At 58.7% G+C, this 25,158-nt stretch carries 29 protein-coding genes; 16 read left to right on the top strand and 13 right to left on the bottom strand.

Annotated features, from left to right (window positions below; genetic code table 11):
* Positions 1-175 precede the first annotated feature (175 nt).
* On the top strand, positions 176-337 hold the full coding sequence (locus AB4Z23_RS11470) for an entericidin A/B family lipoprotein (RefSeq protein ID WP_003515706.1): 162 nt from the start codon (positions 176-178) through the stop codon (positions 335-337).
* Between the two features lie 134 nt (positions 338-471).
* Positions 472-1,239, top strand: coding sequence for a phosphodiester glycosidase family protein (locus AB4Z23_RS11475; RefSeq protein ID WP_149910043.1), 768 nt, complete (start codon positions 472-474; stop codon positions 1,237-1,239).
* 1 nt (position 1,240) lies between these two features.
* Here the strand turns inward: AB4Z23_RS11475 and AB4Z23_RS11480 are convergent, their stop codons facing one another.
* Together AB4Z23_RS11480 and AB4Z23_RS11485 are read right to left on the bottom strand one after the other, a co-directional pair.
* Positions 1,241-1,591 carry a hypothetical protein gene (locus AB4Z23_RS11480; protein WP_003515702.1) on the bottom strand — a complete coding sequence of 117 codons (351 nt, stop codon included), beginning with the start codon at positions 1,589-1,591 and terminating at the stop codon, positions 1,241-1,243.
* A 390-nt stretch (positions 1,592-1,981) separates the two neighbouring features.
* On the bottom strand, positions 1,982-2,248 hold the full coding sequence (locus tag AB4Z23_RS11485; protein WP_019566127.1) for a hypothetical protein: 267 nt from the start codon (positions 2,246-2,248) through the stop codon (positions 1,982-1,984).
* Here AB4Z23_RS11485 and AB4Z23_RS11490 point away from each other — a divergent pair.
* Both AB4Z23_RS11490 and AB4Z23_RS11495 read left to right on the top strand, forming a co-directional pair.
* On the top strand, positions 2,247-3,650 hold the full coding sequence (locus AB4Z23_RS11490) for an L-serine ammonia-lyase (protein ID WP_441360129.1): 1,404 nt from the start codon (positions 2,247-2,249) through the stop codon (positions 3,648-3,650). The genes AB4Z23_RS11485 and AB4Z23_RS11490 overlap by 2 nt on opposite strands.
* 65 nt (positions 3,651-3,715) lie before the next feature.
* Complete coding sequence (locus AB4Z23_RS11495) at positions 3,716-4,153, top strand: DUF1489 family protein (protein ID WP_441360130.1); 438 nt, start codon at positions 3,716-3,718, stop codon at positions 4,151-4,153.
* A gap of 96 nt (positions 4,154-4,249) precedes the next feature.
* Here the strand turns inward: AB4Z23_RS11495 and AB4Z23_RS11500 are convergent, their stop codons facing one another.
* From AB4Z23_RS11500 to AB4Z23_RS11510, 3 genes are all read right to left on the bottom strand, one after another.
* On the bottom strand, positions 4,250-4,858 hold the full coding sequence (locus AB4Z23_RS11500) for a transglutaminase-like cysteine peptidase (RefSeq protein WP_019566128.1): 609 nt from the start codon (positions 4,856-4,858) through the stop codon (positions 4,250-4,252).
* Between the two features lie 755 nt (positions 4,859-5,613).
* Positions 5,614-6,231, bottom strand: a complete 618-nt coding sequence (locus tag AB4Z23_RS11505; protein ID WP_003515693.1) for a PilZ domain-containing protein — start codon at positions 6,229-6,231, stop codon at positions 5,614-5,616.
* Between the two features lie 183 nt (positions 6,232-6,414).
* Positions 6,415-6,972, bottom strand: coding sequence for a PAS domain-containing protein (locus tag AB4Z23_RS11510; protein ID WP_013636309.1), 558 nt, complete (start codon positions 6,970-6,972; stop codon positions 6,415-6,417).
* Between the two features lie 359 nt (positions 6,973-7,331).
* On the opposite strand from AB4Z23_RS11510, the gene AB4Z23_RS11515 reads away from it, so the two are divergent.
* The gene (locus tag AB4Z23_RS11515; RefSeq protein WP_441360131.1) at positions 7,332-8,105 is read left to right on the top strand and encodes a rhomboid family intramembrane serine protease; all 774 of its coding nucleotides are present in this window, start codon (positions 7,332-7,334) and stop codon (positions 8,103-8,105) included.
* Between the two features lie 154 nt (positions 8,106-8,259).
* Positions 8,260-8,694 (top strand): CBS domain-containing protein, encoded by a 435-nt coding sequence (locus tag AB4Z23_RS11520; protein ID WP_003515681.1) that lies wholly within the window; start codon positions 8,260-8,262, stop codon positions 8,692-8,694.
* A 136-nt stretch (positions 8,695-8,830) separates the two neighbouring features.
* Here the strand turns inward: AB4Z23_RS11520 and AB4Z23_RS11525 are convergent, their stop codons facing one another.
* The 3 genes from AB4Z23_RS11525 to folE form a co-directional block, all read right to left on the bottom strand.
* Positions 8,831-9,757: a patatin-like phospholipase family protein gene (locus AB4Z23_RS11525; protein ID WP_038491283.1), complete on the bottom strand. Its 927-nt coding sequence runs from the start codon at positions 9,755-9,757 to the stop codon at positions 8,831-8,833.
* 98 nt (positions 9,758-9,855) lie between these two features.
* Entirely contained in the window at positions 9,856-10,308 is a 453-nt protein-coding gene (gene hisI, locus AB4Z23_RS11530) for a phosphoribosyl-AMP cyclohydrolase (RefSeq protein WP_013636306.1), read from the bottom strand.
* 27 nt (positions 10,309-10,335) lie between these two features.
* On the bottom strand, positions 10,336-10,962 hold the full coding sequence (gene folE / locus AB4Z23_RS11535; protein WP_003515674.1) for a GTP cyclohydrolase I FolE: 627 nt from the start codon (positions 10,960-10,962) through the stop codon (positions 10,336-10,338).
* Between the two features lie 283 nt (positions 10,963-11,245).
* Between folE and AB4Z23_RS11540 the strand changes: the two genes are divergently transcribed.
* The 4 genes from AB4Z23_RS11540 (at position 11,246) to thrS (ending at position 14,709) form a co-directional block, all read left to right on the top strand.
* Complete coding sequence (locus AB4Z23_RS11540; protein WP_025593674.1) at positions 11,246-11,692, top strand: iron-sulfur cluster assembly scaffold protein; 447 nt, start codon at positions 11,246-11,248, stop codon at positions 11,690-11,692.
* Between the two features lie 3 nt (positions 11,693-11,695).
* Complete coding sequence (gene yidD, locus AB4Z23_RS11545) at positions 11,696-12,055, top strand: membrane protein insertion efficiency factor YidD (RefSeq protein WP_013636304.1); 360 nt, start codon at positions 11,696-11,698, stop codon at positions 12,053-12,055.
* On the top strand, positions 12,052-12,573 hold the full coding sequence (locus tag AB4Z23_RS11550) for a DUF1697 domain-containing protein (RefSeq protein WP_038491276.1): 522 nt from the start codon (positions 12,052-12,054) through the stop codon (positions 12,571-12,573). The genes yidD and AB4Z23_RS11550 overlap by 4 nt, the downstream gene beginning before the upstream one ends.
* A gap of 132 nt (positions 12,574-12,705) precedes the next feature.
* Positions 12,706-14,709, top strand: coding sequence for a threonine--tRNA ligase (thrS, locus tag AB4Z23_RS11555; RefSeq protein ID WP_441360132.1), 2,004 nt, complete (start codon positions 12,706-12,708; stop codon positions 14,707-14,709).
* 57 nt (positions 14,710-14,766) lie between these two features.
* On the opposite strand, the gene AB4Z23_RS11560 is transcribed toward thrS, so the two are convergent.
* Positions 14,767-15,747 carry a hypothetical protein gene (locus AB4Z23_RS11560; protein WP_003515664.1) on the bottom strand — a complete coding sequence of 327 codons (981 nt, stop codon included), beginning with the start codon at positions 15,745-15,747 and terminating at the stop codon, positions 14,767-14,769.
* A 110-nt stretch (positions 15,748-15,857) separates the two neighbouring features.
* On the opposite strand from AB4Z23_RS11560, the gene AB4Z23_RS11565 reads away from it, so the two are divergent.
* The 3 genes from AB4Z23_RS11565 (at position 15,858) to AB4Z23_RS11575 (ending at position 18,314) form a co-directional block, all read left to right on the top strand.
* Positions 15,858-16,439 (top strand): nitroreductase family protein, encoded by a 582-nt coding sequence (locus tag AB4Z23_RS11565; protein WP_421476592.1) that lies wholly within the window; start codon positions 15,858-15,860, stop codon positions 16,437-16,439.
* Positions 16,439-17,050, top strand: a complete 612-nt coding sequence (locus tag AB4Z23_RS11570; RefSeq protein WP_441360133.1) for a flavin reductase family protein — start codon at positions 16,439-16,441, stop codon at positions 17,048-17,050. Before AB4Z23_RS11565 ends, AB4Z23_RS11570 begins: the two co-directional genes overlap by 1 nt.
* A gap of 109 nt (positions 17,051-17,159) precedes the next feature.
* Positions 17,160-18,314 (top strand): DUF2336 domain-containing protein, encoded by a 1,155-nt coding sequence (locus AB4Z23_RS11575; RefSeq protein WP_441360134.1) that lies wholly within the window; start codon positions 17,160-17,162, stop codon positions 18,312-18,314.
* A gap of 3 nt (positions 18,315-18,317) precedes the next feature.
* Here the strand turns inward: AB4Z23_RS11575 and AB4Z23_RS11580 are convergent, their stop codons facing one another.
* Positions 18,318-18,752 (bottom strand): hypothetical protein, encoded by a 435-nt coding sequence (locus AB4Z23_RS11580; RefSeq protein WP_019566139.1) that lies wholly within the window; start codon positions 18,750-18,752, stop codon positions 18,318-18,320.
* A gap of 107 nt (positions 18,753-18,859) precedes the next feature.
* Between AB4Z23_RS11580 and AB4Z23_RS11585 the strand changes: the two genes are divergently transcribed.
* Positions 18,860-19,315 carry a GNAT family N-acetyltransferase gene (locus tag AB4Z23_RS11585; protein ID WP_025593662.1) on the top strand — a complete coding sequence of 152 codons (456 nt, stop codon included), beginning with the start codon at positions 18,860-18,862 and terminating at the stop codon, positions 19,313-19,315.
* A gap of 154 nt (positions 19,316-19,469) precedes the next feature.
* On the opposite strand, the gene AB4Z23_RS11590 is transcribed toward AB4Z23_RS11585, so the two are convergent.
* A complete protein-coding gene (locus AB4Z23_RS11590) occupies positions 19,470-20,708 on the bottom strand; it encodes an AI-2E family transporter (RefSeq protein WP_441360135.1) in 1,239 nt (412 codons plus the stop codon).
* Between the two features lie 229 nt (positions 20,709-20,937).
* On the opposite strand from AB4Z23_RS11590, the gene AB4Z23_RS11595 reads away from it, so the two are divergent.
* The gene (locus AB4Z23_RS11595; protein WP_035252137.1) at positions 20,938-22,671 is read left to right on the top strand and encodes an ABC transporter ATP-binding protein; all 1,734 of its coding nucleotides are present in this window, start codon (positions 20,938-20,940) and stop codon (positions 22,669-22,671) included.
* 22 nt (positions 22,672-22,693) lie between these two features.
* Here AB4Z23_RS11595 and AB4Z23_RS11600 read toward each other — a convergent pair whose 3' ends face one another.
* Both AB4Z23_RS11600 and AB4Z23_RS11605 read right to left on the bottom strand, forming a co-directional pair.
* Positions 22,694-22,918, bottom strand: coding sequence for a hypothetical protein (locus AB4Z23_RS11600; protein WP_441360136.1), 225 nt, complete (start codon positions 22,916-22,918; stop codon positions 22,694-22,696).
* A 135-nt stretch (positions 22,919-23,053) separates the two neighbouring features.
* Positions 23,054-23,419 (bottom strand): VOC family protein, encoded by a 366-nt coding sequence (locus tag AB4Z23_RS11605; RefSeq protein WP_149910050.1) that lies wholly within the window; start codon positions 23,417-23,419, stop codon positions 23,054-23,056.
* A gap of 315 nt (positions 23,420-23,734) precedes the next feature.
* On the opposite strand from AB4Z23_RS11605, the gene AB4Z23_RS11610 reads away from it, so the two are divergent.
* Positions 23,735-25,060 carry an Nramp family divalent metal transporter gene (locus tag AB4Z23_RS11610; RefSeq protein WP_421476599.1) on the top strand — a complete coding sequence of 442 codons (1,326 nt, stop codon included), beginning with the start codon at positions 23,735-23,737 and terminating at the stop codon, positions 25,058-25,060.
* The last annotated feature ends 98 nt before the right edge of the window (positions 25,061-25,158 follow it).

Here is a 25,158-nt window from a genome sequence, read left to right on the forward strand (position 1 = left end):
CCCGATCATGATCCCTGCGCCCGAGTTTCCCTCGCGAAGTTMAAAACCATGTTAATTTTCACCGACGGGATTTTTTCAAACGCCGGTGGAACCGATTTCCAATGCTCACGTTATTGTGACGCATATCACATCGGCGCTTGCCTTTGGACGGCAAGTCATAGGGGAGTTATTTCAAATGATCACACGTATTCTTTCGACAGTTTTCGTGGCTTTGTTGACCGTCGTGACCTTGAGTTCCTGCGGTAATACCATTCGCGGCGTTGGCCGGGATACGGCAAATGCAGTGGACGCCACGCAGGACGCAGGTCGTAGCGTAGACCGCGCCGCGCGTCGCTAAGTCTCTCCCCTCCAAGGTCTGGCGTTTCCCTGAATGAAGGGGACGCCTTTTCTTTGACCTGATTTCACCGTCACAGTTCATGTGTAAGAATCGCGCCGTACTAAGATGGGGCGAGAGGGCATGAGCGGGCGCTGATGAAAAGACTGGTGACGAAAAGACTGATTAGCTTGCTGCTGCCATTGCTTTTGCCGTTTTCGGCTAAGGCGGGCGGACAGGCGGATTTCTGCAAAACCATGGAGCATGCGGGCGGACGTTACATCGTCTGCAGTTTCGATCCTGCGAAAAGCATGATCCGGATTTACGACCGCGATCATGTCTCGGGTGAGGGATATCGCTCCTTCTCCGATCTCTCCTCCGCCCTGTGGCGGCAGCACATGTTCAGCGTCTTCGCCATGAATGGCGGCATGTATCATTCCGACTATTCCCCCGTTGGCCTTTTTGTCGAAAACGGCGTCGAACGTTCGCCGATTATTACCGGCGGCGGGTGGGGCAATTTCCATCTTCTGCCGAATGGCGTGTTTTATCTAAAGGGTGCAATGGCGGGCGTTCTGGAAACGCAGGGCTATGTCTCTGCCGGCTTGAAGCCGGATTTTGCCACCCAGTCCGGCCCGATGCTGGTGATCGATGGAAAGCTGCATCCGCGATTTCTGCCCGATAGCGACAGCCTGAAACGCCGCAACGGCGTCGGCGTGTCGCGCGATGGCATGGTGCATTTCGCGATTTCGGAAAACACCGTGCGTTTTTACGACTTCGCGACGTTGTTCAGGGATGCGCTGGATGCGCCAAACGCGCTGTATCTCGACGGGACGATTTCCAGTGTCGACATTCCCGCGATGAAAAGGCGCGATTCCCTGTTTGCCATGGGGCCGATTATCGCTGTCGTCGACAGGGTGCCTGACTAAGTCAGATCGGCGCCTTGGGGTAGGCTTTTTCGAGGCCTGCCGATGCCGTCAGTCCCTTGCGGAAGGCCAGATAGGCAGGGTGCTGGCTGGCCTTGGCCGCTTCGGTGATGCGTATCTGCAGGCGGGCAGGGGCGTTACAGCCCAGCCATTCGCCTGATGTCTCCAGTTTCAGACTGTTGAGGAAGCGGGCATTGGCCTGTTGATCGAGATAGAGATTGAGGCCGGCCAGCAGGTTTTCATCCTGCAACACGTTTTCCATCAAAAGCAGCACCCACGCCTTGTCCTCGCTTGCAAGCGAGGCAAGTTTCGATGCGACCGTCTCGCGGTCCGGAAAAGATGATGCCTGCTGCATGTAATGACGAATCCCGTTGCCGTTTTCTGTCGATAAGGCAGAGCCGAAAGGCTTTCAAGGCACAACAGTCCGAACACCGAAATTCAACTCTGGAATGCCGATTGCCGCTGGCTTCAACAGGCGTTTGTGCGAAACCTTGATAAACCAGTTACACTTTGGTTCAAATTGAGGCGAACAGCAAAAAGGGGTAACCCGAAAGCCTCGATCTAAAGCCTTGTTTTTTCACACACCTATGCAACTGACGAATGGCAGCCCGTCAAAAACGCCTTCATTTAGCCGCTTTTTGCATTTGCGTTCTGCGCCGGATTTTAATAAATGCTTCCCCCAACGGGCCCGGTCTTGAAGATCGCCCGGAGAGTGAATAGCTGGAGTAATCATGGAAGAAACCGCTCAGAAATCCTGTTGGGCCGTCACCTTGCGCGCGCTTGCAGGCTTTGCCGCATTTCTCGCATTGACGTACATTTTTGGCAGCCCATAAGCACTTCTCATGAATGACGGGTTTTGAAACGGCGCGGTTTCCTCTGGAAACCGTGCTGTTTTCGTTTCTGCGGCCTGTATGTCGCAGCTGCAAAAGCCGGTGCCGCTCTTTTGTGGCGATCCGTCGCGGCTTTGGATATGATGGCGGTGGAATCCATTCTTATTCAAGGTAAGCCTCATGTTTCTTTCGGTCTTCGACGTCTTCAAGATCGGTATCGGTCCTTCCAGCTCGCATACGATGGGGCCGATGACGGCGGCGAACCGCTTTCTTGCGCTGATCCTCGGTGATGAATGGCCGCGTCCGGCGGGTGCTTCCGTGTCGCGCCTGAAGGTCAGACTTCACGGTTCGCTTGCCTTTACCGGCATTGGCCACGGCACCGGCCGTGCGGTCATCCTCGGCCTGACGGGCGAGCGGCCGGATCTCGTCGACCCCGACGCCATGGACCCGATCATCGAAAAGGTTGAAAAGGCCGGTACCGTGTCGCCACCCGGCCACCCCTCCTATGAGTTCAACCCAGCCGAGGATCTGGTCTTCGACAAGAAGAACCCGCTGCCCGGCCATGCCAACGGCATGACCTTTTCCGCCTTCGACAATCAGGGCAGGCTGCTTCTCAAGCGCATCTATTATTCCGTCGGCGGCGGTTTCGTCGTGACCGATACGGAACTGGAAGCGATCAAGCAGCGCGGCAAGACCATCGATAATGGTCCGCGCGTGCCTTATCCGTTCGCCACGGCGCGGGAAATGCTTGAGATGGCGGGCCGCTCCGGCCGCACCATCGCCCAGATGAAGCGCGCAAACGAAGAAACGGTAATCTCCCGCGACGAGCTGAACGAGCGCCTCGACCAGATCTGGGAGGCGATGAACGGCTGCATCGAGCGCGGGCTGAAGGTGGACGGCATAATGCCGGGTGGCCTGAAGGTGCGCCGCCGTGCCCGCTCCATCTACGAGAAGCTGAATGAGGAATGGCGCAGCAACCGGCTCAATCCTGTCATGGCGAATGACTGGTTGAGCGTCTATGCCATGGCCGTGAACGAGGAAAATGCTGCGGGCGGGCGCGTGGTGACAGCGCCGACCAACGGTGCTGCGGGCGTCGTTCCGGCCACGGTCCGGTATTTCCGGCATTTCCACGAGGATGCGACCGTTGACGATGTTCGCGATTTCCTGCTGACGGCCGCCGCGATCGGCGGCATCATCAAGCATAATGCATCTATTTCAGGTGCCGAGGTCGGCTGTCAGGGCGAGGTTGGGTCCGCTGCCGCCATGGCGGCCGCAGGCCTTGCCGCCGTCATGGGCGGTTCGCCAGAACAGGTGGAGAATGCCGCCGAAATCGCGCTCGAGCATCACCTCGGCATGACCTGCGACCCGATCGCCGGTCTGGTGCAGGTGCCCTGCATCGAGCGCAATGCGCTGGGTGCGGTGAAGGCGGTAACGGCGGCTTCCCTGGCGCTGAAGGGTGACGGCCAGCATTTCGTGCCGCTCGATGCCTGTATCGAAACCATGCGCCAGACCGGCAACGACATGAGCGACAAGTACAAGGAAACTTCCACCGGCGGTCTTGCCGTGAACGTTGTGGAATGCTGAGCGGGCAGGGCGTCAAGCATGGTCCACATGCTTGACGCCCGACGCAAAAAGGCATTGATAAGCATATGCCTCTACATCTTATAAAACTTTGCGTCGGCGCGGATTCACTCCAGGACTTGAGAGACTGGGTCGCGCATCGCTCGCTGACCGCGATCGCMGCTGGCCTTGAGCCGCACAGCGTCCACACCACGCGGATGATCCCGAAACGGCTTGAMGAATTGCTGGAAGGCGGTTCGCTCTATTGGGTCATCAAAGGCCAGGTGCAGGCACGGCAGAAACTTCTCGACATACGTTCTTTCAAGGGCGACGACGGCATTACCCGCTGCGATCTCATTCTCGGCCCCGAGGTGATCGAGACGTCGCCTGCGCCGAAGCGGCCGTTTCAGGGCTGGCGCTACCTCAAGGACAACGAGGCCCCACGCGATCTCGGCGGCGGTGATTTCGGCGGCGAGGAGATGCCCTCCGACCTCAAGCGGGAACTRGCCGARCTAGGYCTGCTCTGATCGTCAATGRATGTGATTGAAATGAAAAAGCCGGCTTCCTTCGCGGAGCCGGCTTTTTCATTTGGGGAGACGGTATTTGCKTGGGTTTGGGTGGCTTCAGTTGATGCCGCCAACCGCAGTGGTGGCGCGGCCATCCTGTATTTTCACCCAGCGTCCGGGATTGGCGGTGTCCTGACGCTTCAGGTAGGTATATTCGGTCTCCGACCAGTTCATGACCTTGTTGCGCATGTTGTCGAGGACGAAATCACCGCGATCGGTGCGAACGGTCAGAACTGCATGGCCTTCGCCATTCGGCTGCAGAACAACCGTGATCAGCAGGTTGTTGGCGGAGAAGCCCTTGTTCATCAGCATTTTGCGCTTCAGAAGCACGAAATCTTCGCAATCGCCGACCGTGGTGGGGTAGGCCCAGCGCTCTTCGACGCCGTAGATTTCCATGTCGGTCATCGGCGTGATCGTGGTGTTGGCGGTATAGTTGACGTCCAGCATCGTCTTCCAGCGCTCTTCGGTCAGTTTCATCGGGCCGTTATCCAGCGATGTCGGCTGGCATTCGCTCTGATAGGTCTGGCAGAACTCGTAGTGGCCGATCGGCGGGTTGGCCTTGCCGATCACGCGCATGGCGGCGGATGGCGAAGCGCTGGCCTGATGGGCGATGGCGCTGACGATGAATGCGATCAGAAAGAAACCGAAACGGTTGTTTTTGTTCATTGCTTGTCTCCCCGTGTTGAGGAGACACTCGCATGTATATTTTGACCCCGCGGAAAGATGCGCGTGTCAATTTGAGCTTATATTTCAGCAAATTAGCGCTTGTTTTGAACTGTATTCGAGTTAGTTTTTACGCGTGTTTGAAGCAAATTTTATTACAATTTTACGCATCTCGACCTTAGGTTTTTGGTAGCCATTTAGGTCGCTGTATTGAAAGCGATTTTCGGCACAGAGATATTTTTGCGATGCTGGGTAGTCAGGCCGCGGAGCGTATCGAAGACGCGGATTTCCCGTTTTGGGATTGGTGTTTCAAGTCGGGACAGGGCAAAAAGGCAGCGAAAAAAACTTGAAGAAAACTGTTTTTTTCTTGGAAAAAATGCCTGGAGCGGGATTTTCCAGTGCGGTTTTGCGCGAGAACTAACGCGAAATGGAGCGCGCCGGGCACTCTGACCGGATAGCACGGAAGTCAGCTTCAACGGAATCCAAAGTGCGGGAAAGCAGTATTTTAAACTGTCAGCGCAAAGGCACGAGCGGCATTTTTGTAGACGAAAGCAGTCTGCTCCCATCATTCTGGCCTTGAGCCGGAATCGGATCGATGTGCGCCTGCGTGACGGTTAAAGCTTTTTCGGCCAAAAGACCTGGGCTGGCTGTATTCCGGCTCACGGCCGGAGCGCCGGAAAGCGATAGCCGTGACAAGATCTGGCGAATGCCGCACTTGCCGCACGGACATACCGCTCCACGGTATTACGGGAAATGACCTAGAGAAATTCGATCAGGGCGTCGGGCGACTGGACCCGGTCGAATTCGACCGCAACGCCTTCCATGAAGTGGCGTACGATCTTGCCGCTCATGTTCTTGCCAAGCTGGACCCTGGTGCCGAGTGGAGGCCGGTTTTCGATCTCGATGGCTGCGCCCGACAAGGAAAGGTCGATCAGCCGGCAGGCGAGAAGCACGCCRTCTTCCAGCATCAGATGTGCCCGGGTATTGCGTGGTGTCAGGCGGTCGTGGCGGCGGTCTTCCGGCAGGCCGAGCAGCTGGCGCTTGGCGATCCATGCGAGCTGGGCGGCCAGCTTTTCTCGCTTGCGTTCGGGCGCATTGATGGCAATGACGAAGCCCGACGCGGTAAGCGCCGTAACCGTTCCTTCGATGCGACCGATATGCTGGAGATAGGAGATGACGCGATCACCGTTGCGCGCAATGCCCGAGCAGGCGAACAGCGCTCTTTCGGCGGTCATCTCGGTTGCGGTGCAATCATATTCCTGGTGATCGGGCAACATGAGGCGRCCRGTGAAGGACACACGGACGGGATCGTCGAAGTGAACCTCTTCAACCGGACGCAGGGTTTGGGCAGTGTTGACCGAACGTGATGAGAACATGGCAGCGCAATTGTAACCAGTGATGATGACAAATCTCTACGCCGCCCGGGTTAACAGACTGTATTGTTTAACCCTTACAATTTTTGCAATCGTCAAAATCGTTACAGCTTTGACGTATTTCGTACGAAATTCCGGCGCGATCATACGCGATCCACCCTCACCATGCGGGGTGGGATGCGGCAGTCAGCGGGTTACCGCATGCGGCATCACAGCGGTTCGCGCATTCGTAGAATACGTTGTCGGCGCGATATCCATGCGTAGCAGGCGGCTGCTTTTCATGACGAGGCAACTGATCGGTGCTGCGAATTCGTGACGGGGCCGCTCCGGCAGCAGCGCTCCGAGCAATCTCGGGGCTGTGTCATTATCCGAACTTAGTGGCAAGAGCAGCATTTCGAAAGCAAGCGGCGCCGCGCCATGGTCGTCCTCCGCTTCGATATCGAACACCACGGGCAATTGATGTTGCAGGATGCCGCGTGCGACGCGGCAGGGGAAGGTGGCACTTGCCGCCGGCCACAGATCCGAGAACGGGCTGTCGCGCAATTCCCGGCCGAACAGGTCGCACAGGTGCGTGCCTGCAAGGCGGAAGAATGGCGTCCTTTCTCCCTTGTCCGTCAGGATGAAGAGGTCGCCGAGATGATGTTTCAGCTTTGCGGGATCGAAGTCTTCTCGGCGGGGCGCAGGTTTATTGCCGCGCAGCGTGTCCCAATAGGCATATATCTCCAGTCCGGCCATGCTCTTCATAGCATCGTTCTCCATGTTCGTTTTTGGGACATCATGTCCATCCGAACGTCTGTTACTTGTGGTGTAGCGAATTTCATGCCAACCGATTTTATTAAGGTTAACAAATGGTTGAGATTGCGCGACGACCAAGGTCGTGGCATCGCTGCGGCCATGTCGGGGACATGCTCCCAGTCAGCACAATTGATGCTTTCGCCCGTAACTTTACGGCGGGCGCGCAGGCCGGACTGCCCCTGGGTACAGGCGCTTGAACCGATTGCGGTTTTTGCGTCGTGGCCCGAAAGGCAGGACGGCTTTTTTTTCGCCCGGGCTTCCTATATTGCTCGGGAGACGCAAATTTCCACAAAAACAGGGATGGAATCATGTCCAACGGCGACGGCGAACAGCCGCCGGTTTCGGAAAGTCAGGAACTGAAAGAGGACGCACATAATCCCGTCTTCAACCTGCCGCCGCTTCTGGTCGGCATATTGGCGGCGCTGCTCTTGGCCTTTGTGGTTCCGGCCTATCTTCTTTCGGAGGATGGCAACGGCTGGTTCATCTTCACCTTCGGCTTCATTCCGCTGCGTTACGCGGTGCCATTATCCCAGCAGGGGCTGGAATGGCTCTGGACGCCGGTGACATATTCTTTTCTGCACGGCGGCATCGAGCATATTCTTTTTAACGGATTGTGGTTGATGGCCTTTGGCGCACCGGTTCTGCGCCGGATCGGAACGCTTCGCTTCGTACTGTTATGGTGCATATCCGCCGCCGTTTCAGCTTTTGGCCACGCGGCGCTGAACTGGGGCGATGTGACGGTTCTGATCGGAGCATCTGGTGTCGTTTCGGCSCTGATGGGAGCCGCRTGCCGTTTCGCTTTCCCGTCRCGCGGYGGCTACAGCGCCTCTTTCGGCCATCTGATGCCGAGGCAGAGCATTGTCGCGGCGCTTTCGAACAGGACCGTGCTGATCTTCACGCTGATGTGGCTTTTCGGCAATGTCCTGATCGCGGTCGGTGTGCCGCTGTTTGGCGATGTCGGCGGTGAAGTCGCCTGGGATGCGCATGTCTTCGGCTTTCTSCTCGGCTTCCTGTTCTTCGGCCTGTTCGATCGCCCGATCCGCGGGAACCTTTCCRGTGRRAGTGTGGAACACCCGGTMTAGSGCGATCACGCTCCTTGTCGGCCGTGGCGCAAATTTGCTTGTGCAGGTCCCATCCGGGATTGCATTCGCATAGGCCTCAGCGCACCATGTTCCATGATTTGCAACCGCGGAGAGACTTCGCCGCGTTGCAGATTGCTGACAGGAGGAGGAAGGCATGGCAACATTCGTAAAAGATCTTCTCGACCGCAAGGGCCGGAATGTCGTGACTGTGGGWCCGAGCGTAAGCATCGGCGAGGCGGCAGCAACGCTGAATGCGCACAAGATCGGTGCACTCGTCGTGACCGATGCCGACGGCGTCGTTCTCGGTATTTTCACGGAACGCGATCTGGTGAAGGTCGTGGCAGGCGAGGGCGCTGCCTCCCTTCTGCAATCCGTTTCGGTGGCCATGACGAAGAACGTCATCCGCTGTCATCACAATTCCACCACCGACGAATTGATGGAAATCATGACCGGAGGGCGGTTCCGCCATATTCCGGTTGAGGACGACGGTCGTCTTGCCGGCATCATCTCCATCGGTGACGTGGTAAAGGCGCGGATCGGCGAGATCGAGGCGGAAGCCGAACATATCAAGGCCTATATCGCCGGATGAGGTTCCGTTTCCGGCGCGTCCGCAATAGTCATTTCGAAACGACTMCGTCATTCCTGTGACACGCGCAGGAATGACGGCCTAGGAGGTTGCGGATACCGCAAGCTGGAATGCTCAGCACGAATATTTGTAGTGTAGGTTAGCGTCGGAACGCCTGCTGCATGCGCTCCAGCTCGGGAACGCGGGCGCGTGTTTCCTCGTATCCCCTGTCGATGGCTTCGCTGGCGCGATGGAATTCCGACAGGCCGATATCGTTGATACGGGGATGCAGCATGAGGTCGGGCGGGTCGCCCGCCAGACGCGAGCGCGAAATCCGGTCCTGAATGATATTGAAGGCCTGCACCATGACGCCAGGCAGGCCGGGGCGCGGCGGACCTTCCAGGGAAGGTGCTGCGCCATTAGGGGGCGAAGAGGAATGTTTGACCACGGCAGAGCGGCCGAACAGATCGTAATTGAGATTGACGGCGACGACGAGCGCCTGCTCATAGGCCCTGCAGACCGAAACCGGTACGGGGTTGACGAGAGCGCCGTCGATCAGGGTGCGGCCGTTGCATTGCACTGGCTCGAAAATGCCGGGCAACGCATAGGATGAGCGCAGTGCGGTGACGAGGTCGCCCTGGTGAATCCAGACCTCGTGGCCGGTGCGCAATTCCGTGGCGACGGCGATGAAAGGGTGCTCGAGGTTTTCGACGCGCAAGCCTTCGAGATGCTCCTGCATGCGCTTGGTCAGCCGCATGCCGCCGAAGAGACCGCCGCCGCCRATCGTCAGATCGAGCAGGCCGGCAATGCGCCGCATCGTCAGCGAACGGGCAAATTCCTCCAGCTCGTCAAGCTTTCCGGCGAGATAACAACCGCCGACCAGCGCGCCGATCGAGGTTCCGGCAATCATGCCGATTTTTACACCGGCTTCGTCTAGTGCCCTCAGGACGCCGATATGKGCCCAGCCGCGCGCAGCRCCACCGCCGAGCGCAAGCGCAATCCGGCGAGTATCAACGATCTCGTTGACGATTGTTTCGGTGTTGCCAGCCGCAAGAGCATTRTGACGATTGCTTCCCCAGCCCAACATGACCGTACACTCCCTGCCTGCTCCCAGGACCCGGTCTGTTCCTCCCCGAATCCTGAATTATTGGTAGCAAATTGGTGCGGCGGATGGAAGGTGGCCGTTCACGTGCCTGAATAGGTAGTCGCCGGGTCGAAATGGCGGGTATCGTCGGTGATTCTGGTGACGGCATTGCCATCGGCCAACTCGACCGTGCGGTAGAAGCAGGAGCGGCGGCCGGTATGGCAGGTTGCGTCATGACCGGCGACGGAGACCTTCAGCCATACGGCGTCCTGATCGCAATCGGTGCGGAATTCCTTCACCGTCTGCAGGTTGCCGGAGGTTTCGCCCTTTTTCCAGATCTTGTCGCGCGAGCGGCTGTAATAGTGGGCGATGCCCGTTTCCAGCGTCARCGACAGGGCTTGCGCATTCATATGGGCGACCATAAGCAATTCACCATCACGCGCATCGGTGACCACGGCGGTGACAAGGCCGTGGGCATCGAATTTCGGTGAGAAGAGACCTGAATTTTCAAGCACTTCCTTGTCCGCAGGCGCGGACGGAAACGAAATGGACATTGCTACCCCGGGGAAAAAGCGGAACCGTTAGCGGTTCCGCACCATGGTCATGAAGCGCACCTGCTCTGCCGGGTCGTTCTTGAAGGTGCCGGTGAAGCTGGTGGTGAGGGTCGTGGACCCCTGCTTGTTTACGCCGCGCATGGACATGCACATATGTTCGGCGTCTATCATGACGGCCACGCCGCGCGGCTTCAGAGTTTCCTCGATGGATCTTGCGATCTGCGCGGTCATGTTTTCCTGTGTCTGCAGGCGGCGGCCAAAGATTTCGACGACGCGGGCGATCTTCGACAGGCCGAGCACGCGCCCGGCCGGAAGATAGGCGACATGCGCCTTGCCGACGATCGGAACCATGTGGTGTTCGCAATGGGAGAAGAAGGGGATGTCGCGCACCAGCACCACATCGTCATAACCGCCAACTTCCTCGAAGGTCGTGCCGAGAACGTCCTGGACGTTCAGCTCRTAACCGGCGAAGAGTTCGCGATAGGCCTTGGCAACGCGCTTCGGCGTGTCCAGGAGTCCTTCGCGGGCGGGATTTTCTCCTGCCCAGCGCAGAAGAACGCGCACTGCTTCTTCCGCTTCCGTCTGGCTTGGGCGAGCCTCTGCCACATCGGGTTTTGCGCCAGCGCCGGGGAAATTCTTCACGATCGCATCCATTCCGTCTCTCCCGATGCGGGTCAAGGCCGCACCTGAACTTTGTTTTTCGTAGCGGGGACTTCGTCCACCGTTGCTGCTATCTGGTTGTTTTACAGCATTTTGGCAAGGCCGATGCTGATATTTCGGTATCGGAGCCGTTAATTTCATATCGGCTTGATGTCCAGAAAGCTCGTTAGCATATAATGGGAATGAAGGGCAGGAAAGCTCCACTGCGACAAACGCTGTGTTTGAAAAAAATATCCTGTCCCGTTTTTGGGCATTCTTGAACGCCGGATACCTGATGATGGACGATATCTACAACAACCGAATTCTGGAATTTGCCGGAAATATTCCGCTGACCGGCGTGCTTGATGATGCCGATGCCAGCGCTGAAAAACACTCGCGGCTGTGCGGCTCCAAACTCAAGGTCTATCTGAAGGTGGAAGGCGGCATCGTCACGGCTTTTTCACATGAGGTTCGCGCGTGCGCGCTCGGCCAGGCATCCGCCTCCATCATGGCGCATCATGTCGTCGGCGCTTCCAGCGGTGAGATCCGGCAGGCGCGGGAAGACATGCTTGCCATGCTGAAACAGGGCGGCGAGGGGCCGACAGGCCGTTTCGAGGATATGCGGGTGCTTTCACCCGTCCGGGATTTCAAGGCACGCCACGCCTCGACCATGCTGACCTTCGAAGCGGTGGTCGATGCTCTCGACCAGATCGAAGCCCGGCCGGTTCTGAACGCTGCGGGTTAGGCGATGTGCGGTGAACCGGACTGCGGACATCAGAAGACAGGGGAGAAGGTCGGGCGATCCCGCAACTGGGGGGGAGTCTTTGCGAAGACCCCAGGCCGTCTTTTCGGCGTTGGCTTCATCCGGCTCTATCAGCTGACTTTGTCGGGTTTCGTCGGCAATTCCTGCCGCCACATTCCTACCTGTTCCGAATATGGSTATGAGGCGATCGCCCGCCACGGACTTTGGCCGGGCGGTTGGATGACGCTGTTTCGYGTCGCGCGTTGCGGTCCGGGCGGCACCAGCGGGCTGGACCCCGTGCCGGAAACGCTGGCCGCTGACAAGCACTGGTGGACGCCCTGGCGRTAYTGGATGCTGCATCGATGACCTATGTCGCTCTTCTGCACAGCATCGTGCTCGGGGCGGGCACGCGGCTCATCATGGCCGATCTGCGTGAAATGGCGCAGGAGCTGGGCTTTGAGGAATGCAGGACGCTGGTTGCGACCGGAAATCTGGTCTTCCGTGCACCGGAGGCGCCTGTCTGCGAAATCGAGGAGGCGCTGGAGCGCGCCTTTGAAAAACGGTTCGGCAAACACGTCGATATTCTCGTTCGCTCAGCGCCTGATTGGCTTGCCCTGACTGCCACAAACCCGTTTCCGGATGGCAATCCACCGGATGTCTGCGTAAGGGTGATGCGCAAGCCGCTTGCCGGGGATTATCTTGGAATCTTGGAGAAGTACCGCCAGAAGGAAAAGATCGCCATTGTCGGCGGTGACCTGTGGATCGACTTTTGCGGCAAGCCAAGCGAAAGCCGGCTTCTCTCTGCGCTGACCACGAAGAAGCTCGGCATCGGCACGACCCGCAACGCCAACACCGTCAATGGAATTGCCGAAATGCTTCGCTGAGCCGCCGTTCACCTTTGACTGGAACCGGAAAATTCTTTATCAGCCTGCCTGCCCATCTGCGAAAGAGGGCGTTCTTTTTTATTCCAACACCACCCGCATTCGTTGGCGGGACTGGATCAGGAGCATTCGACGATGTCACAAACCGTTTCCCTTACATTTCCCGATGGGTCCGTACGCAGCTATCCCGCCGGCACGACCGGCCGCGAGGTCGCCGAATCCATCTCCAAATCGCTTGCGAAGAAGGCTGTCGCCATTGCGCTTGATGGCACCGTGCGCGATTTGTCCGAGGCAATCACCGATGGCAAGATAGAAATCGTCACGCGTGAGGACAGCCGCGCGCTGGAACTCATCCGCCACGATGCCGCCCACGTCATGGCCGAGGCCGTGCAGGAGTTGTGGCCCGGCACGCAGGTGACGATCGGCCCTGTCATCGAGAACGGCTTCTATTACGACTTTGCCAAGAACGAACCTTTCACGCCCGAAGATCTGCCGAAGATCGAAAAGCGGATGAAGGAGATCATTCAGCGCAACAAGCCGTTTACCCGCGAAGTCTGGTCGCGCGAGAAGGCCAAGGAAGTGTTTGCCGCAAAGGGCGAAAACTACAAGGTCGAGCTGGTCGATGCCATTCCCGAAGGTCAGGACCTGAAGATCTATTATCAGGGCGACTGGTTCGATCTTTGCCGCGGCCCGCATATGGCGTCCACGGGTCAGGTCGGTACGGCCTTCAAGCTGATGAAGGTAGCCGGCGCCTATTGGCGTGGTGACAGCAACAATGCGATGCTGTCGCGCATCTACGGCACCGCCTGGGCGACCCAGGAAGAGCTGGACAATTACCTGCACGTTCTGGCCGAAGCCGAAAAGCGTGACCACCGCCGTCTTGGCCGGGAAATGGACCTGTTCCATTTCCAGGAAGAAGGTCCGGGCGTGGTCTTCTGGCACGGCAAGGGCTGGCGCATGTTCCAGACGCTGACGGCCTATATGCGCCGTCGACTTGCCAATACCTATCAGGAAGTCAACGCGCCGCAGGTGCTGGACAAGTCGTTGTGGGAAACCTCCGGTCACTGGGGTTGGTATCAGGAAAACATGTTCGCGGTGAAATCCGCCCATGCCTTTACCCATCCCGATGACGAGGATGCGGACCAGCGCGTCTTTGCCTTGAAGCCGATGAATTGCCCCGGCCACGTGCAGATCTTCAAGCATGGCTTGAAGTCTTACCGCGAAATGCCCGTTCGCCTTGCTGAATTTGGTAATGTCCATCGCTACGAGGCTTCAGGTGCACTGCATGGCCTGATGCGCGTTCGCGGCTTCACGCAGGACGATGCGCATGTCTTCTGCACGGAAGAGCAGATGGCGGCGGAATGCCTGCGCATCAACGACCTGATCCTCTCGGTCTATGAGGATTTCGGTTTCAGCGAGATCGTCGTCAAGCTTTCGACCCGTCCGGAAAAGCGCGTCGGTTCCGACGATCTCTGGGACCGTGCCGAAAGCGTCATGATGGAGGTTCTGAAGACCATCGAGGAACAGTCCGGCGGCCGCATCAAGACCRGCATTCTGCCGGGCGAGGGCGCTTTCTACGGGCCAAAGTTCGAATATACGCTGAAGGATGCCATCGGTCGTGAATGGCAGTGCGGCACGACTCAGGTGGACTTCAACCTGCCGGAACGTTTCGGCGCCTTCTATATCGATCAGAACTCCGAAAAGACGCAGCCGGTGATGATCCATCGCGCCATCTGCGGCTCGATGGAGCGCTTCCTTGGTATCCTGATCGAGAACTTTGCCGGTCACATGCCGTTGTGGTTCGCGCCGCTTCAGGTCGTGGTCGCGACGATCACCTCGGATGCGGACGATTATGGCCGCGAGGTTGCCGAAGCACTGCGCGAGGCGGGTATGGCTGTCGAAACCGACTTCCGCAACGAGAAGATCAACTACAAGGTCCGCGAGCACTCGGTGACCAAGGTGCCGGTCATCATCGTCTGCGGTCGAAAGGAAGCGGAAGAGCGCACTGTCAACATCCGCCGTCTCGGTTCCCAGAACCAGACGCCGATGTCGCTCGAAGATGCGATTACAAGCCTCGTGGAAGAGGCGACGCCGCCGGATGTGAAGCGCAAGCTTGCGGCGAAGAAGCAGGTTGCGTGACAAAAAACAACGGCCCCTTCGGGGGCCGTTTTCGTTACTGGCTGAGGGAAGTGCGGCCTATTCGAAATCGCCGGTCATGTCTTCCGGCGCCTGATCCTTCATCAGCACTTCCACATCGGCGTCCCGGCCGGACGTGACCTTGAAGTTGCGCTGGTAGACCTTGTCCTTGTTGCGTGCCATGGCGGTATATTCGCCTTCCGCCAGAACCATGGTCGAAAATGCGCTGACGCTTTCGTTCACAACGTCGCCGCCGCCGTTCAGCACCGACCAGGCCGTATCGGCAATGGCTTCGCCGCCCTGTTCGGAGACGAGTTTGAGCGTGATCTGTGCCGCCTGATGCTGCAGGGTCGCTTCGGTCAGCTTGCCTGCCTCCACCTGAATATCGGCGCGCACCACCGCATTGACGTTGCCGTATTCGGAAACGACATGATAGGTRCCKGCATTGAGGCGAACGACGGTGTTGGGCTTGATGTCGGCCATGACAAGGCCGCGCTCGCCATCCGGTCGGGCGTCGGAGGAATAGACGGAAAATTTGAGCTGGTTAGCGGAGATCTGTTTGTCGGAACCCGCGATCGCATTCAGAACGAAACCGCCAGCATCGAGAATCAGCACCTGTTTCTGGACATTACCGGAGCTCGGAACATTGAGTTTCTTGGTAACACCTGCGCGCCCGAAGGCAACGTTGACGAAATATTCGCCGGGTACCAGATGGAACTGCGCCGAACCACCCTCGGAGCTTGCCAGCATCGGCAACTTGCCGTCAGCGCCCGGAATGGGGCTGAAGACGCGCCAGGAAAGGCCTTCCTTCACCGCTTCGCCTTCACTCGTCAGTTTCGCTTCCATGTCGATATCACGGGCGGTGCTTGCGGGGGCATTCGGGGCGGTAGGAGCGGTGAAAGCATTGAGTTTCGGCATTTTAGGCGTGCCGCCAAGCTGCTTGAAGTCCTTGAAAGCGTCTTGCGAAAAGGCTGCCTGTGATAAAACGCCGATCGCGGCGAACGCAATGGCCAGACGTGCCGCGATTTTGATTGCCGACATTTTCGATACCGATTGACTTCTTGATTTTCCCGCATCACTTCAAAACCAATGCCGTGGCTATTTCAAGGCCCATAATTTCGCGATGACAGCACAATGGAAGAATTTTGATCATGACAAGTGACATCAAGCTCCTCGACTATCTCAAGGTTCGCCGCTCCACCCCCGCCCTGCAACTTGCCGAGCCGGGTCCATCGAAAGCGGAAATCGAGGAAATCCTGCGCCTTGCCGTGCGCGTGCCTGACCATGGCAAACTGGCGCCGTGGCGCTTCATCGTTTATCGCGGCGACGACCGCGTGCGTCTGGGMGARGARGCKCTCCGGATCGCGCTTGAGAAGAACCCGGAACTGGACCTGCAGCAGCAGGACGCGGAGCGCACCCGCTTCACGCGCGCTCCCGTCGTCATCGCCGTCATCAGCACCGCCAAGCCGCATTTCAAGATTCCGGAATGGGAACAGGTCATGTCCGCCGGTGCGGTGTGCCTCAATCTCATCTTCGCCGCCAACGCCAATGGTTTTGCGGCGAACTGGCTGACGGAATGGCTTGCCTTCGACCCGGCCTTCCTGTCGGAACTGGGGATTGCCGCAGACGAGAAGGTCGCCGGATATATTCATATCGGCTCAACGACATTCCCGCTTGTGGAGCGGCCACGGCCGGAGCTTGCGGATGTGGTAACCTGGGTTGGGGAYGTCTGATGTTCTAYACCACCGACACCAACCAGCACGGCCTGCCGCATGATCCGTTCAAGGCTATCGTCGCGCCCCGGCCGATCGGCTGGATTGGTTCTAAAGGCCGGGACGGCTCTTTCAACCTGTCGCCCTATTCGTTTTTCAACGCGATTTCGGACCGGCCGAAGCTGGTGATGTTTTCCTCCAGCGGGCGCAAGGACAGCCTTCGCAATGTCGAGGAGACCGGTGTCTTCACCGCCAACCTCGTCAGCCGCCACCTCGTCGACCGGATGAACGCGTCTTCTGCGCCGGTGAACTATGATGTCGACGAGTTCCGGCTTGCCGGTCTGACTGCCGTTGACGGGCGGGTGGTGGATGCGCCTTTCGTGGGGGAGGCGCTGGCCGTTCTGGAATGCCGCGTGACCGAGATCATCCAGCTGAAGGACATCGACGGYACGCCGGCGGACTCGTGGATGGTGATAGGGCAGGTCATGGCTATTCACATCGACGATRCGATMATTCGTGATGGTCGCATMGATATGGGACTGGCACGTCCGGTGGCCCGTATGGGTTACATGGACTACTGCGACGGCGGCAGCGACGTGTTTCAGTTGAAGCGTCCGTCTACTGCGCCGTAGAACTTCTTTGCCGGCAACTGTTAAATTTTATGGTGAACCAAACGTAAACTATTTGCGCCTAGAGTTTTATACATGGCGGCGGCAATGATGCCGTCGTCCATTGTTGCGAATGTGTTTCGAGGCTCAGGTGATCGTACAGGCATTTCTTCGCTGGTCTGAAAAGGCTGGATCGACCGAGCGGGCGAAGGCCGCCAATGCGCTCGGCCGTGCCTATCTGCATTCAGACATGGCGCGGGAGAACCGTGACGCCGCCTATATGGCGATGACCTATCTTCTTGACGACCCTTCTCCGCGCGTGCGGCTGGCACTTGCCGAGGCGCTGGCGGATGATCCCGATGCGCCGCGCGCCATTCTCGTTTCGCTTGCCGAAGACCAGCCGGAGATTGCCTGCACCGTGATYGCCCGCTCGCCGGTTCTYGGCGAGGCCGATCTGGTCGATCTCGCCGGGCGCGGCGAAAGCCTGACACGCGCCTTCATTGCGGCAAGGCGGGGCCTGCCGCGCGGTGTCTGCGCAGCACTTGCCGAAGTCGGTGATCTGCCGGAAACGATGATCCTTCTAGAGAACGACGACGCCTTCATCACACCGTTTTCGCTGCGCCGCATTGCCGAGCGGCATGGCTGCAACGCCGACATTCGCGACCTGCTACTGTGCCGAGAGGTGCTGCCCGCCGATACCCGCCATCTTCTGATGGCGCGCGTCAGCGAGGCCCTGGCAGGTTCGGCGCTGGTTCATGCCCTGATCGCGCGCAACCGCGCCGACAGTATTTTCCGCGAAGCGGAAGATTCCGCCACCATCCTCATCGCCGCCAATGTTTCGTCGCCGGAGTTGCCGGCGCTGGTGGAGCATCTGCGGCAAAGGCTGGAACTGACACCGGCGCTTCTCATCCATGCCGTCTGTTCGGGCAGGCTGGAGTTTTTCACGGCTGCGATGGTCAATCTCTCAGGTCTCGATGACCGCAAGGTGCGCGCCATTCTGGCGACCGGACGGCCGCACGCGCTGAAGGCGCTGTTCCAGTCCGTCGGTCTTTTGGGCGATGTGGTTGATGTCTTCATTGAGGCGACGCTGATGTGGCGCCGTGCCGCCCGATCGCATCTGTCGCAGGCCGCAGCCTCTGTATCGGCCGAACTGCTTGCGCATTTCCGCAACGTCGATGGTTCCGAAAYGCTTTTCGAACTCTTGCACGCCGTGCGTAAACTGACCATTGCCGAGGAACGGCAGAAAGCGCGGCACTATGCGGAAGCGCTGACGGTCGAGGCGGCCTGAGGCTTACTTCTCGAACCGCTTGGCAATCCACGAATAGCTGTTTTCCACCATTCTGACCGGCGTTCCGAGCAGGTGCTTCACGCCTTCAGTGGAAGGCAGGATGCGGCTGACGCGGCTGATCGCCTGTTTTGTCAGGCTCTCTTCTTCCTTTTGCGTGACCTGTGCCGGTGGCTCCTCTGTTCCGGCCGGGGCCGTGGCGACGGGAGGCTGCGTTGCGGGCGCGTTGCCCGCAGTCTGGGGYGTCTGCTCGCCCGGTGTCTGGCACACGGCCACCACGACCGGGTAGGACGCATTTGCGAAACGTTCCAGCTCTTTCTCCGACACGGCGTCGCATAGTTCGATGCTCGTCCAGCGCTGCTGCGAGGTGGCGAGGTAATGGCAATCGGTGGCGGTGTCGTCACAGCCTAGGAAGGTCATGAGAACGAGGGCTGTTTTCATGGTGTGTGTTGCCTCTGTCGGGAATTATGCTCTAGAAACTCATCTATCCCGATTGCAGTGACATTACGACGAAATACGCATTTTTTTGAGAGAAAGCAGGCATCGCATTGGCCCCCGAAATCAAGCTTGAAACACCCCGGCAGGAAGCGGTTCTGCGCCTTATCGATCTGTCTAACGTCTATATGGCGTCGCTTTATCCCGCCGAAAGCAATCATCTGGTCGATATCGGCCAGCTGGAAAAGGACAATGTCTCCTTTTTCGTGGCGCGGCATGATGGCCGTGTCGTTGGCTGCGGCGCGCTGGTGGAGGCGGGTGACGGTACGGCGGAGGTCAAGCGCATGTTCGTCGATCCGGAGGCGAGGGGATTGCGGATCGGCAAGCTGATCATGGATACGCTCATTGCGCGCGGCGCCGAGCTAGGGCTTACCGCCATCCGGCTTGAAACCGGCATCAGCCAGCCGGAGGCGATCGGTCTTTACCGCAAGGCGGGGTTTGTCGAGATTGAGGCGTTTGCGCCCTATAAGCCGGACCCGCTCAGCCTGTTCATGGAGAAGACGCTTTAAAGGCGAGGCGGGCGCTATYGGCGCGCTTTGCAGAACACTCGATGCCGCCTTTGGCGATGTCATCCTCGGCCTCGTGCCGGGGATCTGCCGACGTCTGGTAACATCGTTGGGTTGCAGATGCCAGGGACGGGCCCGAGCATGACGAAGACGAGTTTTAAGACGCTGCTTTTCGGAACGCCGTCGCTTCGTTGCTATCCTCTTCACGCGCAACGATGTCGTCGAGCGGGTCATTTTCAGCTGTAGGGGTCGGCGGAACGTCGACGGTGGMGCCAGYGGAGATTTCCACCTCTCGCACCCATTCCCGCCAGATTGCCACCAGCAGCGCCATCAGCACCGGGCCGATGAAGAGGCCGAGGAAGCCCATGGTCTTGACGCCGCCGACGAGGCCGAAAAAGGTCGGCAGGAAAGGCAGCTTGATCGGGCCGCCGACGAGTTTYGGACGGATSGTCTTGTCGACGATGAAAAGCTCGACMGARCCCCAGATGAATAGCCCMAGGCCATAAGCGGGAGAGCCGCTGGCGACCAGATAGATCGATACGAGAGTGAAAGAGAGCGGCGCGCCGCCCGGGATGAGCGCCATGACACCGGTGAGCACGCCGAGTGTGACGGGCGAGGGGACGCCGGCAATCCAGTAGGCAATGCCGAGGATTATGCCTTCGCCGATGGCGATCAATGTCATGCCGGTGACGGTGGAGCTGATGGTGGCTGGCACGACGCGGGAAATGCGCTCCCACCGCGTCGGCAGGATGCGTTCYCCCACAAGATCGACCTGATGGGAGAAGCCGGCACCGTTGCGATAGACAAAGAACAGCGCAATCAACATGAACAGCAGGGTCAGCACGAGGTGGAACGCGCCGTTGCCCGCGGCGAGGATCGCCCGGTAGATATTGCCGATATTGGCACCGCTGACGAGCTGGATCACTTCGCCGATCGCACCCGGTGTGCCGATATATTTCACCCATTGCTCGCCGAGCCAGGAGCCTACGCCGGGCAGCGCCGCGATCCAGTCTGGCACGGGTGCGCCCACCTTGTTGACATGCACCGCCCAGCCGAACCATTCGCGGATTTCGCTGGCCGTATAGGAAGCGGCGATGAAAATCGGCACCACGAGGAAGGTGAGGATGAGGATGATGGCGATGGAGGCGCCGAGCGTGGTGTTGCCGCCCACCTGCCGCAGAAGCCGCGTATAGACCGGCCAGCTGGCGAAGCCGATGACAAGGGCGGCCAGAACCGGAACGAGAAAGCCGTGGAAGAAGTAGATGCCCGCAAGGGCGACGAGAACCAGCAGCCAGCGCGCAGCCGATATTGGCGGGATCAGAGCGATCCGCGTCGGGCTTGCAGGACCAAGCCATCTCGGTTCGCCACTGGGCTTACGGCTGTCAATATTACTCACGGCAGGCTCTTTCTCGCATTCTCCCCGAAGGGTGCATTCACTCTGTCACACCAATACATATAAGTGCAATATAGCCGTATCACATTACCGTTGTGTGTTTATCGCTCAGCCTATTGAACGATTTTGGTAAAAATAGAACATCGGTCTTGGCGCGCGCATTGAAATATGACAATTGAACTCCGTTTTTATTGCGGCCTCCGCTTGCCGCGCCCGCTCTTCAGGTCACGCCATGCTGCGCCGTTTCTTCGCCTATTACCGTCCCTATCGCGGTCTGTTCATTCTCGATTTTTCCTGCGCGGTTCTGTCGGGCGTGCTCGAACTCGGCTTTCCGATGGCGGTGAAGGCCTTTGTGGACGTGCTGTTGCCGGGCGGTGAGTGGGGCATCATCCTTGCCGCCTCCGTCGGGTTGCTCGTCATCTATGTGCTGAATACTGGGTTGATGGCGACCGTCACCTATTGGGGACATATGCTAGGCATCAATATCGAGACCGACATGCGGCGTCTGGCCTTCGACCATCTGCAGAAGCTGTCCTTCCGTTATTTCGACAACCAGAAGACCGGCCATCTGGTCGGGCGGCTGACGAAGGATCTGGAAGAGATCGGCGAGGTGGCCCATCACGGCCCCGAGGATCTGTTCATCGCCATCATGACCTTCATCGGCGCATTCCTGCTGATGCTGTCGGTCAATGTGCCGCTGGCACTTGTCACCGCCGCCGTCGTGCCTGTCACCGCCTGGGTGACGAGCCGTTACGGTGGCCGAATGACGCAGAACTTTCGCGCGCTCTATGGTCGGGTAGGCGATTTCAACGCCCGTATCGAGGAAAATGTCGGTGGCATGCGGGTGGTGCAGGCCTTTGCCAATGAGGACCACGAACGCGCGCTGTTTGAGAAGGACAACCAGAAATACCGCCGCACGAAGCTGGATGCCTACAAGATCATGGCGGCCAGCACTTCGCTCAGCTACATGAGCATGCGGCTGACGCAGATGATCGTGATGATCTGCGGCGCCTGGTTCGTGCTGCATGGCGGCCTGACGGAAGGCGGCTTCGTTGGCTTCCTGCTTCTGGTCGGCGTGTTTTTCCGGCCGGTTGAGAAGATCAACTCTGTCATCGAGACCTATCCGAAGGGCATTGCCGGTTTTCGCCGCTTTACCGAACTTCTGGATACGGCGCCGGATATCATCGACGCACCGGATGCGATCGAGGCACCGGCGCTTTCCGGCGCCATTGAATATCGCCATGTCGGTTTCGGTTATGCCGAGGGCAAGCAGGTTCTCGACAATATTGACCTGAAGATCAATGCGGGCGAGACGGTGGCCTTCGTCGGGCCTTCGGGGGCGGGCAAAACGACGCTTTGCTCTCTGCTGCCGCGCTTTTATGATGTCACCAGCGGTTCGATCACCATTGACGGCATCGATATCCGCAAGATGAAGCTTGCCTCGCTGCGCAACCAGATCGGAATCGTGCAGCAGGATGTGTTCCTGTTTGGCGGCACGATCCGCGAGAATATCGAATATGGCCGGCTCGGCGCTTCCGATGTCGAAATCATGGATGCGGCGCGGCGTGCCCGGCTCGATGGCGTCATCGAAGCGATGCCGATGGGGCTCGACACCGTCATCGGTGAGCGTGGCGTGAAACTTTCCGGTGGTCAGAAACAGCGTCTTGCCATCGCTCGCATGTTCCTCAAGAACCCGCCTATCCTTATTCTCGACGAGGCGACCTCGGCGCTGGATACCGAAACCGAGCGGGCCATCCAGCAATCGCTGACGGAGCTTGCCAAGGGCCGCACAACGCTCGTCATCGCCCACCGGCTGGCAACGATCCGCGATGCGTCACGCATCGTTGTGGTGGACCAGACGGGTATTGCSGAAACGGGCGCCCATGCCGAGCTTCTGGCCGCCAAGGGCCATTACAGCCGCCTGCATGAGGCGCAGTTCAGCGGGCATCTTCAGGGTCTGAGTTAAGCGGCGCATCTTGCGCCGCATATCAGGCGTTYTCCGCTGCGTTTTCCTCGATGATGCCGGTATTCGGCTCGGGCTTGCCGGGATGGCTGGTGACGAGATAACCCATGGCGACAGCGGCGGCGACRATGACCAGCAGCACCACGCCGCTGATGGTCATCAGCCAGTCGCGCGGCCTTCGCTGYGCCATGATATATTTCGGCCACCGGTWMGGCTGGTTCGCCACGCTGAATTTATTGCCGTCTCGCATGAAYTTCCCCGGACTATCKTTGCTTCGTGACAGACAAACGCGGGCATGCACGCGGCTGTTCCGCAATGGCGGGGCAGAGGCGATGACAACGCCGTGAAGCCTGCTGCCTGACCGGCCGCAAAGGGACTGTCTTGATCAGGCAGATTGAACCGCGATGCGATTTCCCTCGCTATCGGAGATTTCGGCGACAAAGAGATTTTCTTTGACTAGAGTTTTTGGAAACAGAAGTTCACTGCCATTGGCAACAGCTTTGGCGAGGACATCGTCAATGTCCGGGACACTCAGATAAATGATCATCCCGTCCTGCGTGGGAACGTAAGCATCGCCCTGGGCAAGCGCGCCGCTGGCCCCATCCTTTCCTTCCTCGAAGGGGAAAAAGGCCATTTCGTTGTCATGGATCGTGACAACCTCTGCGAAGTTCAGATCGAAAACTGCGCTGTAGAAACGGATCGCTCTTTCAAGATCGGTCACCGGAATTTCGACGTGGGCAATGAGATTCACGCGGCAAATCCTCCTGAAACATTTGCTGAAAGCCTATCGGGCGTCTGTGTGCATATCACGACAGCCCATGTGTCGATGGCGGAGCCAATAAGGCCATGGCGCGGCGCGAAAGTCAGTCGCTTTCGTTGAGGTATCCACGGTTTTGAACGGTGTCCCGGCTCGATGGCGTTATGCACCACATTTCCGCTTTCCGATCAGCTGTCGCCAATTTGCCGCAGAGGCACACAGCCACAAAAGCCCGCTTGCCAGTTCGCATCCTTTATGCGAATGATTTGCAATTGCATAAACTCAATTTCCCATTTGAGAGTTCACGATATGGACAAGCCTGTCTTTGGATGGCGGCGGAATGGCGACGATCTCTCGCTGTCCGACGTTCACAGCTCGATCAAGATAAGCCCGAATGCCGGTACGTTTCGCCGGGCGATGGCGTTCTTCGGACCCGGATATCTCGTCGCGGTCGGTTACATGGACCCCGGCAACTGGGCAACGTCGCTCGCCGGCGGTTCCAAGTTTGGCTACACGCTGCTGACGGTTGCGCTGATATCGAACATCATGGCCGTTGTCCTTCAGGCGCTCTGTGCCCGTCTGGCGATTGCTTCCGGCCGCGATCTGGCGCAGGCCTGTCGCGATGCCTATCCGAAACCGGTGGCGATGGTGCTCTGGCTGCTGGCCGAAATCGCAATCATCGCCACCGATATTGCCGAGGTCATCGGCACGGCGATCGGTCTCAACCTGATTTTCGGCATTCCGCTCGAACTTGGCGTCCTCATCACGGCGCTTGACGTGTTCCTGATCCTCTATCTGCAAAGGCTTGGCTTCCGCTGGGTGGAGGCGCTTGTCATCACGCTTCTCGGCGTCATCGCGGTGTGTTTCGCCATTCAGCTGGCGCTGGCCGATCCCGACTGGAGCCAGGTGATTCGTGGTTTTGCGCCGACGACTGAGATCGTCACCAACCCCGAGATGCTCTATCTGGCGCTTGGCATTCTGGGCGCGACGGTGATGCCGCATAATCTCTATCTGCATTCAGGGATCGTGCAGACGCGCGCCATCGGCGAGACGCTGGCCGAAAAACGCGAGGCGCTCAAATTCGCGACACTCGATTCAACCATTGCCCTGACGTTTGCTCTCGTCATCAATGCCGCGATCCTCATCCTCGCAGCGGCGACCTTCAACAAAACGGGTCAGACGAATGTTGCCGAACTGGGGGAAGCGCATAGTTTGCTCGCGCCGCTGCTTGGCCTTGCGATTGCGCCGACGCTGTTCGGGGTGGCGCTTTTGTGCTGYGGCATCAAYTCCACCGTTACGGCAACRCTTGCGGGCCAGATCGTGATGGARGGYTTCCTCAAGATGCGGCTTGCCCCGTGGCTGCGCCGCCTCATCACCCGAGGCATCGCCATCATCCCCGCCGCCGGCGTCACCATCGCCTTCGGCGAAAGCGGCACGTCTCAACTGCTGATACTGACGCAGGTGGTCTTAAGCCTGCAACTTTCTTTCGCCGTCTTCCCGCTGGTCATGTTCACCGCCGACCGCGCCAAGATGGGYGAACTGTGCGCCCCGCGATGGCTCTCGGCGTTTGCATGGCTTATCGCCATCGTCATCGCCGCACTGAATGTAAAATTGCTGTTTGATTTTATCGGGTGAAAAAAAGGTCAGGCCGCGCCTTTTCGAAGCGCGGCCGCCGTTCCCTCGGGACTGACGGCGATGACTTCTAGATAGGCGCGAGCCGGTTGGTCCCAGTT

Origin of the sequence: Agrobacterium sp. MCAB5 (assembly GCF_052114365.1) — a bacterium.
Lineage (GTDB): Bacteria > Pseudomonadota > Alphaproteobacteria > Rhizobiales > Rhizobiaceae > Agrobacterium > Agrobacterium tumefaciens.

Coding starts and splice junctions, on each gene's coding strand:
- AB4Z23_RS11470 (WP_003515706.1), top strand. CDS start 176: ATGATCACACGTATTCTTTCGACAGTTTTCGTGGCTTTGTTGACCGTC.
- AB4Z23_RS11475 (WP_149910043.1), top strand. CDS start 472: ATGAAAAGACTGGTGACGAAAAGACTGATTAGCTTGCTGCTGCCATTG.
- AB4Z23_RS11480 (WP_003515702.1), bottom strand. CDS start 1,591: ATGCAGCAGGCATCATCTTTTCCGGACCGCGAGACGGTCGCATCGAAA.
- AB4Z23_RS11490 (WP_441360129.1), top strand. CDS start 2,247: ATGTTTCTTTCGGTCTTCGACGTCTTCAAGATCGGTATCGGTCCTTCC.
- AB4Z23_RS11485 (WP_019566127.1), bottom strand. CDS start 2,248: ATGAGGCTTACCTTGAATAAGAATGGATTCCACCGCCATCATATCCAA.
- AB4Z23_RS11500 (WP_019566128.1), bottom strand. CDS start 4,858: ATGAACAAAAACAACCGTTTCGGTTTCTTTCTGATCGCATTCATCGTC.
- AB4Z23_RS11510 (WP_013636309.1), bottom strand. CDS start 6,972: ATGAAGAGCATGGCCGGACTGGAGATATATGCCTATTGGGACACGCTG.
- AB4Z23_RS11540 (WP_025593674.1), top strand. CDS start 11,246: ATGGACGATATCTACAACAACCGAATTCTGGAATTTGCCGGAAATATT.
- AB4Z23_RS11550 (WP_038491276.1), top strand. CDS start 12,052: ATGACCTATGTCGCTCTTCTGCACAGCATCGTGCTCGGGGCGGGCACG.